Origin of the sequence: Exiguobacterium sp. UBA3968, from assembly GCF_002385115.1 — a bacterium.
Lineage (GTDB): Bacteria > Bacillota > Bacilli > Exiguobacteriales > Exiguobacteriaceae > Exiguobacterium_A.
The window spans coordinates 1-13,979 of sequence record NZ_DGCW01000002.1; the positions used below are offsets into that span (position 1 = coordinate 1).

14 protein-coding genes, 3 tRNA genes, 1 other RNA gene and 1 other annotated feature are annotated in these 13,979 nt (G+C 46.8%); of the genes, 15 read left to right on the forward strand and 3 right to left on the reverse strand.

Translation table 11 applies throughout. From position 1 onward, the window contains the following. Nucleotides 1-134: 134 nt before the first annotated feature. Nucleotides 135-1,601, forward strand: a complete 1,467-nt coding sequence (guaB, locus tag B3S86_RS00040; RefSeq protein ID WP_290747821.1) for an IMP dehydrogenase — start codon at nt 135-137, stop codon at nt 1,599-1,601. Between the two features lie 42 nt (nt 1,602-1,643). Here the strand turns inward: guaB and B3S86_RS00045 are convergent, their stop codons facing one another. Continuing rightward, nucleotides 1,644-3,047, reverse strand: a complete 1,404-nt coding sequence (locus tag B3S86_RS00045) for a PLP-dependent aminotransferase family protein (RefSeq protein ID WP_290747824.1) — start codon at nt 3,045-3,047, stop codon at nt 1,644-1,646. A 116-nt stretch (nt 3,048-3,163) separates the two neighbouring features. On the opposite strand from B3S86_RS00045, the gene pdxS reads away from it, so the two are divergent. The 8 genes from pdxS (at nt 3,164) to B3S86_RS00085 (ending at nt 8,558) form a co-directional block, all read left to right on the forward strand. Further along, entirely contained in the window at nt 3,164-4,051 is an 888-nt protein-coding gene (gene pdxS / locus B3S86_RS00050; RefSeq protein ID WP_290747827.1) for a pyridoxal 5'-phosphate synthase lyase subunit PdxS, read from the forward strand. Beyond that, nucleotides 4,045-4,623: a pyridoxal 5'-phosphate synthase glutaminase subunit PdxT gene (gene pdxT / locus B3S86_RS00055; protein WP_290747830.1), complete on the forward strand. Its 579-nt coding sequence runs from the start codon at nt 4,045-4,047 to the stop codon at nt 4,621-4,623. Before pdxS ends, pdxT begins: the two co-directional genes overlap by 7 nt. 91 nt (nt 4,624-4,714) lie before the next feature. Beyond that, on the forward strand, nt 4,715-5,950 hold the full coding sequence (locus tag B3S86_RS00060) for a D-alanyl-D-alanine carboxypeptidase family protein (RefSeq protein ID WP_035409897.1): 1,236 nt from the start codon (nt 4,715-4,717) through the stop codon (nt 5,948-5,950). A gap of 12 nt (nt 5,951-5,962) precedes the next feature. After that, nucleotides 5,963-6,170 (forward strand) — a binding site (T-box leader). 61 nt (nt 6,171-6,231) lie between these two features. Further along, on the forward strand, nt 6,232-7,509 hold the full coding sequence (serS, locus tag B3S86_RS00065; protein WP_035409899.1) for a serine--tRNA ligase: 1,278 nt from the start codon (nt 6,232-6,234) through the stop codon (nt 7,507-7,509). Between the two features lie 136 nt (nt 7,510-7,645). Continuing rightward, nucleotides 7,646-7,736: transfer RNA gene (locus B3S86_RS00070), tRNA-Ser, on the forward strand. Nucleotides 7,737-7,775: 39 nt separating this feature from the next. Continuing rightward, a tRNA-Ser gene (locus tag B3S86_RS00075) sits at nt 7,776-7,866 on the forward strand. A gap of 35 nt (nt 7,867-7,901) precedes the next feature. Beyond that, nucleotides 7,902-7,991, forward strand: a tRNA-Ser gene (locus tag B3S86_RS00080). Between the two features lie 102 nt (nt 7,992-8,093). After that, entirely contained in the window at nt 8,094-8,558 is a 465-nt protein-coding gene (locus B3S86_RS00085) for a DinB family protein (protein ID WP_035409903.1), read from the forward strand. Between the two features lie 74 nt (nt 8,559-8,632). Here the strand turns inward: B3S86_RS00085 and B3S86_RS00090 are convergent, their stop codons facing one another. Beyond that, entirely contained in the window at nt 8,633-9,310 is a 678-nt protein-coding gene (locus B3S86_RS00090) for a deoxynucleoside kinase (RefSeq protein WP_023469877.1), read from the reverse strand. Continuing rightward, nucleotides 9,307-9,936: a deoxynucleoside kinase gene (locus B3S86_RS00095; RefSeq protein WP_035409906.1), complete on the reverse strand. Its 630-nt coding sequence runs from the start codon at nt 9,934-9,936 to the stop codon at nt 9,307-9,309. Before B3S86_RS00095 ends, B3S86_RS00090 begins: the two co-directional genes overlap by 4 nt. Nucleotides 9,937-10,044: 108 nt before the next feature. On the opposite strand from B3S86_RS00095, the gene tadA reads away from it, so the two are divergent. The 6 genes from tadA to B3S86_RS00125 all read left to right on the forward strand — a co-directional run bounded on the left by tadA (nt 10,045) and on the right by B3S86_RS00125 (nt 13,819). Next, nucleotides 10,045-10,551 carry a tRNA adenosine(34) deaminase TadA gene (gene tadA / locus B3S86_RS00100; RefSeq protein ID WP_035409909.1) on the forward strand — a complete coding sequence of 169 codons (507 nt, stop codon included), beginning with the start codon at nt 10,045-10,047 and terminating at the stop codon, nt 10,549-10,551. A gap of 48 nt (nt 10,552-10,599) precedes the next feature. Then, an RNA gene (gene ffs / locus B3S86_RS00105) (signal recognition particle sRNA large type) lies at nt 10,600-10,866 on the forward strand. Between the two features lie 95 nt (nt 10,867-10,961). Further along, nucleotides 10,962-12,647 carry a DNA polymerase III subunit gamma/tau gene (gene dnaX, locus B3S86_RS00110; RefSeq protein WP_035409912.1) on the forward strand — a complete coding sequence of 562 codons (1,686 nt, stop codon included), beginning with the start codon at nt 10,962-10,964 and terminating at the stop codon, nt 12,645-12,647. A gap of 18 nt (nt 12,648-12,665) precedes the next feature. Beyond that, a complete protein-coding gene (locus B3S86_RS00115) occupies nt 12,666-12,986 on the forward strand; it encodes a YbaB/EbfC family nucleoid-associated protein (protein ID WP_290747845.1) in 321 nt (106 codons plus the stop codon). 18 nt (nt 12,987-13,004) lie between these two features. Then, a complete protein-coding gene (recR, locus tag B3S86_RS00120) occupies nt 13,005-13,604 on the forward strand; it encodes a recombination mediator RecR (protein ID WP_023469882.1) in 600 nt (199 codons plus the stop codon). Then, a complete protein-coding gene (locus B3S86_RS00125; protein ID WP_050679042.1) occupies nt 13,601-13,819 on the forward strand; it encodes a YaaL family protein in 219 nt (72 codons plus the stop codon). The genes recR and B3S86_RS00125 overlap by 4 nt, the downstream gene beginning before the upstream one ends. The last annotated feature ends 160 nt before the right edge of the window (nt 13,820-13,979 follow it).

Genomic DNA, 13,979 nt, shown 5'->3' on the forward strand with positions numbered 1-13,979 from the left:
ATTGCAGGTCGGTCTTTTTGTGTTATGTGAAACTTCAGACTGTTCTGATTATTGGTCGAGTCATTGACATGACACCCTCTGCTTGTTACCATAACATCAATATTCTTTTATAAAAGAGAAAGCGAGTGGATAACATGTGGGAGAACAAATTTGCTAAAGAGGGTTTGACGTTTGATGACGTCTTACTCGTACCCCGTCGTTCGAGTGTCTTACCGCGCGACGTTGATTTATCTGTCACGCTATGTGAAGGGATCACACTTAATATTCCGTTGATCAGTGCTGGGATGGATACAGTCACAGAAGCTCCGATGGCAATCGCAATGGCACGCCAAGGTGGTCTTGGTGTCATTCATAAGAACATGTCAATGGAAGAGCAAGCAGAACATGTCGATCGCGTCAAACGTTCTGAAAATGGTGTCATCACGAATCCGTTCTATTTAACGCCAGAGCGTCAAGTCTACGATGCTGAGTATTTGATGAGTAAGTACCGCATCTCAGGTGTTCCGATCGTTAACAACGAAACAGAGCGTAAATTAGTAGGAATTTTGACGAACCGTGATCTTCGTTTCGTTAAGGATTATTCGACTGTCATTGAAACAGTCATGACAACAGAAGAACTCGTGACAGCAAAAGTTGGTACGTCCCTCGCAGAAGCAGAACAGATTCTCCACAAGCATCGCATCGAAAAGTTACCACTCGTTGATGAGAACGGTGTGTTAAAAGGATTAATCACGACAAAAGATATCGAAAAAGTCGAACAGTATCCACATGCTGCGAAAGATCAATTTGGTCGTTTACTTGTCGCAGCAGCTGTCGGTGTGACGAAAGACGCTTCAACACGTGCGAAGTTCCTGGTCGATGCAGGTGTTGATGCACTCGTCGTCGATACAGCTCACGGTCACTCAGAAGGTGTTCTCGTCAAGGTACGTGAATTACGTGAAGAATATCCAACCTTACCAATCATTGCGGGCAACGTTGCGACTGCAGAAGCAACACGCGATTTGATTGAAGCCGGCGCATCTGTCATTAAAGTCGGTATCGGACCTGGTTCGATTTGTACGACACGTGTTGTTGCAGGCGTCGGTGTACCACAGATTACAGCCGTCTTCGATTGTGCGACAGAAGCACGTAAACACGGCGTTTCGATCATCGCTGACGGTGGCATTAAGTACTCTGGCGATATCGTGAAAGCACTTGCTGCTGGTGGTCACGCTGTCATGCTCGGAAGCTTGCTTGCAGGAGTAGAAGAGAGCCCAGGTGAGATGGAAATCTATCAAGGACGTCAATTCAAGACGTACCGTGGTATGGGTTCTGAAGCATCGATGAAACGCGGTAGCCAAGACCGTTACTTCCAAGAAGCAGACAAGAAGTTCGTTCCAGAAGGAATCGAAGGAAGGGTCGCTTACCGTGGTAAACTCGGTGACTCAGTGTACCAACTCGTCGGTGGTATTCGTTCAGGTATGGGATACTGTGGTTCTGCGACGTTAGAAGAATTGCGTGAAGAGACACAGTTCATCCGTATGACGGGCGCTGGTTTGCAAGAAAGCCATCCGCACGATATTCAAATTACCAAAGAAGCCTCTAACTACACACGTCAATAAACAAAAGCCTCGTCTTTCTCTAGCAGAAAGGCGAGGCTTTTTTTATGATGATCTATGCAGATTCCATGCGTCTATCAATAATTGTAATCCTTCCGTCAACTCATGCTCAGAGAGACTCGCAAATCCAAGAACGATTTGAGGCGTATTGGAGAGAAACGGTAACTGGGCGTATTGAGAGAGACCGTATACTTGGATGCCTTGTTGTTGTGCCCGCTTTACTAGCTCTTGCTCCGTCATTCCGTTCGCTACGGAAACGACAACATGGAGTCCAGCACTTTCGCCAGTCAACCGTAAGGCAGGGATCCGGCGAAGCGATTGGATCAGCACATCTAGTTTACGACGATAGACTTTACGCATCCGATTGAGATGTCGTTCAAAGTCGCCCTCTTTCATGAAACGTGTCAAGATCGTTTGATCAAAGCGTGAGACACTACAAGTATAATGGGATAATTCGGCTTGATACTGTGCGCGTAAGACTTCCGGTAAGACCATATAACCAATCCGTAGTGAAGGCATGAGCGATTTTGAGAAGGTACTCATATAAATGACACGATTGCTGTCCATGTTGTGCAAAGACGGGATCGATTTACCGCTATAGCGGAATTCGCTATCGTAGTCGTCTTCTATGATAAAACGGGTCGGATCCATCGCCGCCCAGTTCAACAACTGGTGTCTTCGATTGACGGACAGGATGCTACCGGACGGAAACTGATGTGCCGGTGTGACATACATGACATCAACATTTGATTCCTGCAGTTGATCGATGCGTAATCCATTCGCATCGACACGAATCGGTTCAATCATTCGTTCATGATTTTCAAGCAAGAGGCGTGTCGTATGATAACCGGGATCTTCGATGCCGTACGTGACGTTTCGTCCTAGTAAGAAAAGAACGATGGGCAACAGTTGCTCGATACCTGAACCGACGACGATCTGTTCCGGAGAACAGACGACACCACGTGAGTGATAGAGATAAGTCGCAATCTCTTCGCGCAACGTTAGATCGCCTTGCGGATGACCGAGCGAGACGAGTGGATGGTGATCGGTATCTATGATGTCTTTGGCATACTTTCGCCAACGGGTGAACGGGAAAGAGATCCCTTCAATCTTACTTGGATGAAAGTCATACGTGATGACCGGTTTTTCTTTAGTCACACGCGGTTCGATGACGGGTGAGGTTTTGACGTAAGCAAGTTCCTCATAGGCAAGAACGAAATACCCTTTACGCGAGATGGATTCGACATAACCTTCTGCGACAAGTTGTTGATAAGCAAGCTCAATCGTCGTTTGACTTAAGTTCAAGAATTGACCGAGCTTTCGTTTAGAAGGCAGTTTCGTGCCGTACGCTAAACGTCCGGCGATGATTTCGTTTCGGATCTGTTGATAAAGTTGTTCATAAAGAGGTTTCTCTTGATTGCGTGTAAGTTGAAATGATAGCATGTCCATCTCGTATGACTCCTTCATAATAAACTGACCTGTTGAAATCATCATAAACTGATACTTTTAAAAGTGTCAACGTTCCGTATACTAAAGGGGTGAAAGTCAACCAAGGGGGAATGGATATGGAACGTCAACAAGGAACGGATCGTGTCAAACGTGGAATGGCTGAAATGCAAAAGGGTGGCGTCATCATGGATGTCGTCAATGCGGAACAAGCAAAGATTGCGGAAGCAGCAGGAGCTGTTGCAGTCATGGCACTCGAACGTGTCCCGTCGGATATTCGTCGTGACGGAGGTGTGGCACGGATGGCAGATCCGTTGATCACGGAAGAAGTACTTGGGGCAGTCTCGATCCCCGTCATGGCAAAATGCCGAATTGGTCATATCGTCGAAGCGCGTGTCCTTGAATCGATGGGGGTCGATTTCATCGATGAGAGCGAGGTACTGACTCCGGCAGACGAGCAATATCATTTACTGAAGTCGGAGTTCACCGTACCATTCGTCTGTGGCGCACGTGATCTTGGGGAAGCCGCTCGCCGGATTGCCGAAGGAGCGGCGATGATTCGGACAAAAGGCGAGCCTGGAACTGGGAACGTCGTCGAAGCCGTTCGCCATATGCGACAAATTCAAGCGCAATTGAATCAGATTTTGCATGTCAGTTCAGATGAATTGATGACATTTGCGAAAGAGTGGGGTGCTCCGTACGAAGTATTACGAGATATTCGGACACAGGGACGTCTACCAGTCGTCAATTTTGCAGCCGGAGGAGTTGCGACACCAGCTGATGCCGCTCTCATGATGCATTTAGGGGCAGATGGTGTCTTCGTCGGATCGGGGATCTTTAAATCAGAACACCCAGAACGTGTGGCTCGCGCGATTGTTGAGGCGGTTACGTATAAAGATGATTTTGAACGGATTGCCTCTTTATCCAAAGGGCTCGGAACAGCGATGAAGGGAATCGATGTCACTTCGATGCCGTTTGAAGAACGGATGGCGACACGCGGATGGTAATCGGTATTCTTGATGTTCAAGGAGCGGTCCGTGAGCATCGACAGCAACTTGAAGGTCTTGGTGTAGAGGTCGTTCTCGTCAAACATGCGAGTGATCTCGAGAGACTGGATGGACTCGTCTTACCCGGCGGCGAATCGACCGCGATGCGTCGATTGATTGAGCGTTATGCCTTGCTGGAACCGCTTCGGGAAAAAGCGACGACGTTACCGATGTTCGGAACATGTGCCGGAATGATTCTACTCGCAACCGCTGTCGAAGCAGGTCAGAGTCATCTCAACGTGATTTCGATGACGGTCCGTCGGAATGCTTTCGGTCGACAAATCGATTCATTTGAAGGATTGCTACCGGTTGAAGGAATTGAGGAGTCGATTGAGGCAGTCTTCATTCGAGCGCCATTGATTCTATCTGTCGGAGAAGGAACACGAGTGATCGCGAAGGTTGAAGACCAAATCGTCGCTGTCGAGACATCACTTCACCTCGCGTGCTCGTTTCATCCTGAATTGACAGAGGACGATCGCTTACATCAGTATTTTTTACAAAAGATTAAACAGCGTCAATCGATCCGTTCGTAAAGCGTGGAAGCATCTGACAGGTTCTACTGTCGGGTGCTTCTTTTGTGCTACACTATTTGTAAAATGAATGATTGAGTGAAGGAGAGACACGATGAAACGAATCTTGCTACTCTGTTTAAGTGTCCTGCTGGTCGTAGGTTTTCCTACAACTGGACAAGCGGCACCTTCGATTCAAGCAGAGTCTTACATAATGGCCGATGCGGTCACAGGAAAAATCCTCCTTCAATCGGAAGCGGATGTTTCTCTACCACCGGCTTCGATGACAAAGCTGATGACGCTTTACCTCGTTCGACGACAAATCGAATTAAAAAAGCTGACGTGGGATCAAAAAATCAAACCGAGTGCAAAAGTGTTGAAGCTTGCGAACACGTCCGGCATCGCTCGTGTTCCCGTTAAAGCAAAAACGTATACGGTTCGTGAGATGTATAACGCGGCGTTCATTAAATCAGCCAATGATGCAGCCGTCATGCTAGCCGAAACGGTATCCGGTTCAGAGGCGACGTTCGTTGAAGAAATGAATGAGACAGCGAAGTTATTCGGGATGAATGATACAGAGTATGCGAATGCCTCTGGTCTAGATGCTGTCGATGCGACGCTTCCAGGAACAAATCTGATGACAGCGACGGATATCGCGTTACTCGTCATCCGCTACATCAAGGATTATCCGGATGTACTGGATGTGACGAATAAAACACAGATGAAACTTGATGGAGAGGTCTTGAATAACTCGAATAAGATGCTGGCGAAGGAAAAATTCGCATATGCTGGCATGCGGGGGATGAAGACAGGAACGACCGATTTAGCAGGTTACTGCTTCGCGAGCGTAACGACGCGGGATAATATGACACTTGTCACGGTCGTCATGCGAACGGATTCCGATCAAGCCCGTTTCAAGGAAACGAAAAAGCTACTCGACTATGGTTTTGCGACGTTTGAGCCGTTGACGTATTACGGAAAAGGGGAACGGATCAAAGACGCTCTTCCGATTAAAGGGGCAACCGTCCGGCAGTTAGACGTCGTCACGGACGGTTCGTTATACATCACGGTCTTAAAACAAGCGAAGACGCGGGAACCACGGTTCGACTTCTCAAAAACAACAGCTCCTGTGACGAAACAAGAAGTCGTCGGTACGGTACAGGTCGCGGACGATGGGGTCTATCTACCAGGTTTTGAGACACCGCGTGTGAATTTGTATAGCGCAACTGCCGTTCCACTTGCGAGTGTTCCGACACGCCTCGTCCGCGCTTGGACGGCTTGGTCGAAGCAAATTGAACAAGCGATTCAACAATCGGCTCTTGTCAACTTCCAAGACGATGGTGTAAAGTAAGACTAATCTCATAAAGATGCTATGAACGGACCAAGTAGATGTATCGATACTGTTAAGAGAGCTAGTGGGTGGTGTGAACTAGTCAGATCGATGGATTGAATCGAGCCGGATCGCACACCTTGCGAACAAGGTGCGGGTACGCCCGTTATCGCGTCTTAAGTTGGCTAGATGTGTCTAGCAATGAGGGTGGCAACGCGGATCCAGGTGATTCGTCCCTTTTCGGTAGGAATACCGGAAAGAGACGAGTCGCCTTTTTTTATGACATAAAGGAGGAATTGCAGATGATTGATATTAAACGATTACGCCAAGATTTTGACGCCATTCAAGAAAAGTTAGCGCACCGAGGAGAGGACTTGACGGACATGAACCGTTTCCTTGCACTTGATGAGAAGCGTCGAGAACTGATTGCGCGGACAGAAGTGTTGAAAGCAGAACGAAATGAAGCGACGAAAAAAATCGCTGAACTGAAACGCAATAAAGAGAATGCAGATGAAGCGATTGCTGCGATGCGTAGTGTCGGGGACGAGATCAAGACGCTTGACGACGAATTACGTGACGTCGAAGCGACATTGAATCAACTTCTCCTCGGTATTCCGAACATTCCACATGACAGCGTACCGGTCGGTTCTTCTGAAGATGACAATGTCGTCATCCGTGAAGTCGGTGATAAACCAGCGTTTGATTTCGAAGCGGTTCCGCACTGGGATTTGATGGAGCAATTAAAGATCGTTGACGTAGAGCGTGCTGGAAAGGTCACAGGTAGCCGGTTTGTCTTTTATCGTGGGGCAGGGGCACGTCTTGAGCGGGCATTGATCAACTTCATGATGGATCTCCATCAAGATCAGCACGGCTACACAGAAATCTTGCCGCCACTCATGGTCAACCGCGATTCAATGACAGGAACAGGACAACTGCCGAAATTCGAGGAGGATGCGTTCAAGATTGAAGAGACGAACTACTTCCTTGTACCGACAGCAGAAGTTCCAGTGACGAACATGCACCGCGAAGAAATCCTGACTGCAGATCAGTTACCGATCGGCTATGCCGCATACAGCCAATGTTTCCGTTCAGAAGCTGGTTCTGCCGGACGCGATACGCGCGGTTTGATCCGTCAGCACCAATTCAATAAAGTTGAACTCGTTCGTTTCGTCAAACCAGAAGAATCTTACGAGCAACTTGAATTGTTAACGGGACAAGCAGAGACGGTCTTGAAAAAGCTGAAACTGCCGTATCAAGTATTGAGCATGTGTACAGCTGATCTTGGATTCACGGCTGCGAAGAAATACGACATCGAAGTCTGGATGCCAAGTCAAGGCGTCTACCGTGAAATTTCTTCTTGTTCAAACTTTGAAGATTTCCAAGCACGCCGAGCGCAAATCCGTTTCCGCCGCGAAGCGAACGCGAAACCAGAATTCGTTCACACGTTGAATGGTTCTGCTCTTGCAGTCGGTCGGACAGTTGCTGCGATCTTAGAGAACTACCAGCAAGCGGATGGATCAGTTGTTATTCCAGAAGTACTTCGTCCATACATGGGTGGTCTTGAAGTGATTCAAGCTTAAGTCAGAAGGGGGAGTAATCCCCCTTTCTGTATTTTAAAAAGTTTTTTTAGAAAAGGTCTTTACACGTTAAAAGGCAGATGCTATCATAATTAATGTCAGGAAAACAGACAGGTCATCATGATCTGGTAAGAAGTACGGAGGCGTACTCAAGTGGTTTAAGAGAACGGTCTTGAAAACCGTCAGGCGGCGAAAGCCGTGCGTGGGTTCGAATCCCACCGCCTCCTCCATTTTTATTTTTTGACAACGACATGCACGTTTTATAGCTTGGAGGCGTACTCAAGTGGTTTAAGAGAACGGTCTTGAAAACCGTCAGGCGGCGAAAGCCGTGCGTGGGTTCGAATCCCACCGCCTCCTCCACTTCTTTTTTTTTACCCAAAAATAAATATAATCATGGAGTCGTACCCAAGTCCGGCTGAAGGGGACGGACTCGAAATCCGTTAGGGGTCGCAAGGCTCGCGTGGGTTCGAATCCCACCGACTCCGCTTTTTATAAAGCATCTCAATTCTGAGGTGCTTTTTTGTTGCATCGATTTCTTCGTGCATGCTATGGTTGCCTACGTGAAAAACGAAGAAGAGGTGGACGAAATGAACGAACAAACAAAAGAATCGTTGCTTTCGCATTATGCGATGACGATGACATATGTAAAAGACCTAGAACAGATTTCAGAAGAAGCATGGCGGACATCGTATGCGGAAGGTAAGTGGACGGTTGCTGAGATCATTGGTCACTTATCACCATGGGATCGTTTCATGGTCGCAGAGCGTATTCCGTACTTGCTCGCGGGTGAACCATTCCGTGTTGCGCCGGATAGCCAAGCCGTCAATGATGAAGCAGCGAAGATGAGCCGTGAGCAACAACGGATCTTGACGATTGATGAGTTTTTAGTCAGCCGTGACTTATTGCGCCGTGCAGTCGAATTGATTCCAGAAGATCGCCTGCAGGACAAGGTCGTCATTAAAGACAAAGAGTTGACGATTGGTCAGTTCCTCGGAGCGATGACTCAACATGATTTACACCATATGGAACAGATCAATCAAGTGATTGGTTAATAGGAGGGAGATGCGAGACGCGTCTCCTTTTTTTTGCGCAAAAAAAGATCTGCCTAAGAGGCAGATCTGATCAGTTATCGTGTATTGGCAATGCGCGCAACTTCAAGTTGTTTTTCGATCTTCGCGAGAATCCGATCGATCGATTCTGGCTCGTTCAGTAAATCGTATTCGTCGATCGACAAGCGGAGTACCGGGCAAATCGTGAAGTTGTTGATCCAGTTCGTATAGCGTTCATACATCTCTTCCCAATATTCGATTGGAGTCTGTTGCTCCATCTCACGTCCGCGAAGACGAATCCGTTCAAGGACTTGCTCGAACGAACCTTCGAGATAGATCAAAAGATCTGGATGTGGGAAGAATGGTGTCATGACCATCGCGTCAAATAAACTTGAATACGTTTCATAGTCCGTTGGAGACATCGTTCCTTTTTCGAAATGCATCTTAGCGAAGATTCCTGTATCTTCATAGATCGAACGGTCTTGGATGAAACCACCACCGTATTGGAAAATCCGTTTTTGCTCCTTGAAGCGTTCAGCCAGGAAATAGATTTGGAGATGGAAGCTCCAGCGCTCGAAATCATGATAAAATTTATCCAAGTAAGGATTCGTATCGACTTTTTCGAGTGACGTCCGGAAACCAAGGGCATCTGCCAATCCGTTTGTGATCGTTGATTTACCGATCCCAACCATACCGCCGATCGTAATGACGGCATCTGCCGGGATATTGTATTTTTCGCGTAGCTTCAAGTTCATACGTGGTTCGCTCCTTCATATAATTCGTTCCGGATCGTCGTCAAGACGTACTCGAGATCTTCCGGTCGCTTGACGAAGTCGAGTGCATCCCCGTCGAAACGGATGATTTTGACTTCCGGATGTTTGGCTTGATATTCCGTGACGAATGTCTCATAATCCTCTGCCAATTGTTCGAGATAAGCACGTGACATATTTTCTTCGATTTCTCGTCCGCGTAGCGCAACACGTTTCATCAAGGTGTCGATGCTTGCGTTCAAGTAGATGACAGCATCCGGTTTCGGCATGTCCGTCGTCAGGATCGAATAGATTTGTTGGTACTTCTCGAGGTGCTCTACCTTGAGAGAGCGGTGTGCAAAGATTAAGTTTTTAAAGATATGGTAATCAGCAACGACAGAGCGTTGTTTACTGAGGTAATGACGTTCGATATCATCGAGTTGTTTGAAGCGATTGCACAAGAAGAACATTTCCGTCTGGAAGCTCCATTCTTCGATATCTTCATAGAACTTTCCAAGAAAGGGATTTTCTTCGACGATTTCGCGTAACATAGAAAAAGAGAAATGGTGACTGATGGCGTTCGCAAGTGATGTTTTGCCTACACCAATCGGTCCTTCAACCGTTATGAACATATACAATGACCCTCCGTTCAGCAAAGTGCAATTTATATTTTAGCACAAAGAAGTACGACTTGCTGAAGTTTCAAAAGGAGAATTTTTTTAGAGTGAGGAGTATCATCGATGGAACGACAGGAACACTATATGCGACTTGCGATCGAAGAAGCAAAAAAGGCAGAACAGATTGGAGAAGTTCCGATTGGATGTGTCATTGTCAAAGACGATGAAGTCATCGCGACGGGTTACAATCACCGGGAAACGGATCAACAGGCGACGGCACATGCCGAGTTGATCGCGATTGAGGAAGCTTGCCGAAAGCTCGGGAACTGGCGACTTGAAGGGTGTGAGCTCTATGTGACACTCGAACCGTGTCCGATGTGTGCGGGTGCCATCATGCTGTCACGGATCGAACATGTCATCTTTGGTGCCGTCGATCCGAAGGGTGGATGTTGTGGAACACTGATGAACTTGGTGCAAGACGATCGGTTCAATCATGTCTCACAGTTGACGAGCGGTATATTAGAAAAAGAGTGTGGGGAGATGCTAACGACGTTCTTTCGGGAACTACGTGCGAAAAAGAAAGCACGAAAGCGGGCAATGGGTTGCATCACACCAGATGAAACAGTATAATGAAAAAGCACTGAAACAAGGTGCCACTAAAAATCGATAAACCATTTGCCGTGCTAGGTGGGGATGTAGCGGTTCCCTGTCACTCGCAATCCGCTATAGCGAGACTGAATTCCATGTCGAGGGATATGATTGGTGTGGTCTGCCTCACGTAAGTAGCGTTGACGTTTGAGTCCTGCGCAACAGATACCCATGAACCAGGTCAGGTCCGGAAGGAAGCAGCCTTAAGTGGTGCTCTCTGTGTGTTGCAGGGGTGCTTGGACTGAGCAGGCTGCGTGAGTAACGCATGTTGAACATATTTCAGAATATGGTGCGCGGCAGTTTAATTTTTAAAGACAAGTCTACAGCCGGTTTCGGTTGTAGACTTTTTTAGGTAAAATAGAATGAGGAACTTAAAAAGAGGAGGCGCAAACTTGGCCTATCAAGCACTATACCGCGTATACCGTCCGCAACGTTTCGACGAAGTCGTTGGACAAGCGCATATCACCCGTACGATCCAAAATGCATTGATGGAGGGACGCATGTCCCACGCCTATCTATTTTCGGGTCCTCGTGGAACGGGAAAAACGAGTCTTGCCAAAATCATCGCTAAAGCGATCAACTGTGAGCATGCTCCGGTCAAAGAACCGTGTAATACGTGCCCCACGTGTCTTGCGATCACGGAAGGATCAAGTCCGGACGTCTTCGAAATCGATGCCGCTTCCAATAACGGCGTAGATGAAATTCGGGAAATCCGGGATAAAGTCAAATATCCCCCTTCAGAAGCAGCCTATAAAGTCTATATCATTGATGAAGTACACATGTTGTCGACAGGCGCCTTTAATGCACTGCTTAAAACACTAGAAGAACCGCCGGCACACGCCATCTTCATCTTAGCAACGACCGAACCACATAAAATCCCAGCGACGATCATCTCCCGCTGCCAACGTTTCGATGTAAAGCGGCATGAAGTCGATCAACTTGTAGAACGGATGCAATATATCTTAAAAGATCAATCGATCGAGTATTCGGATACGGCCTTACGATTGATTGCCCGTGCAGCGGATGGTGGCATGCGTGATGCACTGAGTCTACTCGACCAAGCGGTTGCTTTTTCAAACGGTGATTTGAACGATGCTGCTGTTCTTGAAGTAACAGGGGCAGTAGAAGATGAAGCATTACTAAACATTGCCCGTGCCTTGCATGAACATCAAGTCGACCAGTTGTTACAGACGCTTGAGACGATGCAACGAGCGGGAAAAGATTTAAAACGTTTCGTTGAGGATCTTGTCTTCTTTTACCGAGACACCTTATTATTGAAAGCCTCTCCTACAGCTGTCGACTTGCTAGAGCGTGCTCGCCCGACGGATGAGTTCAAACAATTCGTTGAATCGATTGAAGCAGAGACATGCTTTACGATCATTGATCAGTTACATGACTGCCAACAACAAATGCGATTAACGAATCATCCGCGGGTCCTCGTTGAGATTGCCTTCATTCAAATCGCGGAACAAGGAAGAACGACGGGGCAGATCGTCCAAGCGTTGCAGCAGGAAGTCCGCGAAATGAAGGAACAGATGCATCAGTGGAAGTCGAATGGTGTTCCAGCTCAAGAAGCGGCTGCACCACAAGCGCAGCCGAAGCGGAAACAAGGACGACCAACCGTTCGAATCGCCAAAGAGCGGATTCGCCAAATGCTAGAACGAGCAGAAAAAGCCCAGTTGCGTGAGATTCAGGAACGCTGGGATCATATCCTAAAGTGGATTCTAAAAGAAGATGGACCAATCTACTCGTTGCTTCATGAAAGTAAACCGGTTCTCTGCTCTGCGGATACGCTATTGATCGAATTCGATGACGGTAAGGGATGGCATTTCGAGCAAGTCATGACCAATGAACGAACACGTTTCGTGATTGAAGAAGCATTATATGAAATATGCGGCGTCAAACGCGAAATTTTAGCGATTCTCTCAAACGATTGGCATGAACTGAAGGCAGAGTTTGTTGCTAAGCGAAATAGTAGTAGTATAGAAGAGAAGGAAACAAAACAAGAATCGGAGAGCGATCAGTTATTGTCCGAGACGCTTGGTCGTTTTGGTGATATCGTAGAGTTCGAAGATTAAATTCGAGGAGGAATACAGATGCGCGGAATGGGAAACATGAATAATATGATGAAACAGATGCAGAAGATGCAAAAGGATATGGCGAAAGCACAAGAAGAATTAAAAGATTTGACAGTGACAGGTACAGCAGGAGGAGAAATGGTCTCAGTCGTCGCCGATGGTCATAAAAATATCATAGATGTCATCATTAAAGAAGAAGTCGTTGATCCAGATGACGTTGAAATGATTCAAGATCTCGTCTTAGCTGCAACGAACGATGCTTTGAAGAAAGTCGATGAACTCGTCTCAAGTAAAATGGGGAAATTCACACAAGGTATGAATCTGCCGGGAATGTTTTAATTCGTAGGAGGAAACCACTTGCAATATCCTGAAGCGATTAGTCGTTTGATCGAAAGTTTTACAAAACTACCGGGGATTGGTCCGAAGACAGCAGTTCGTCTAGCGTTTCATGTCCTTGATATGGAAGAAGACGATGTCTTGATGTTCGGAAAGGCATTGGTCAGTGCGAAGCGCGATATTGCCTACTGTAGCGTTTGCGGGAATATCACGGATCAAGATCCTTGTTATGTATGTACAGATAAACACCGAAACCGTACGATCGTCTGTGTCGTCCAAGATTCAAGGGATGTCATTGCAATGGAAAAGATGCGAGATTACCAAGGGTTATATCACGTCTTACATGGAGCGATCAGTCCAATGGAAGGGATCGGTCCAGAGGATATCAATGTATCTAGTCTGCTGACACGCCTTCAAGCGGACGAAGCGATTACGGAAGTCATCTTAGCAACCAATCCGAACATCGAAGGAGAAGCGACAGCGATGTATCTATCGCGTCTCTTAAAACCGACGGGTATTCGGATCACTCGGATTGCCCATGGTCTTCCGGTTGGTGGAGATCTTGAATACGCAGATGAAGTGACGTTATCTCGTGCAATGGAGGGACGTCGCGAACTATGAGTTGGTTTCGAAAGAAGATTCGCAGTGAGTACGACGAGCGTTTGTTAGAAGAATTAGCAAAAGCAAAAGAAGATTATTTGATGAAACGCCATCTTCTAGAAATCAGCTATGATGACTATGGTGATTTAGAAGCACAAATGAAGTTAGCGGAATCACTGTATTTCTTCTATATAAGCGAAGCAAAAAGAAGACGCGTCTCATTGATGATGAAGTAAACCGCAGCCATTCTTGTCTGCGGTTTTTACATGCTCTAAAAAAACTATAAGTTATTTTAATAAAGTAGTTGCGCCTATCTAATTATCGTGATATATTAATTCATGTCCTTAAGAGGACGAGCGCTTACGGCAAACAAGTAAAAAACAATTTCAAAAAAGT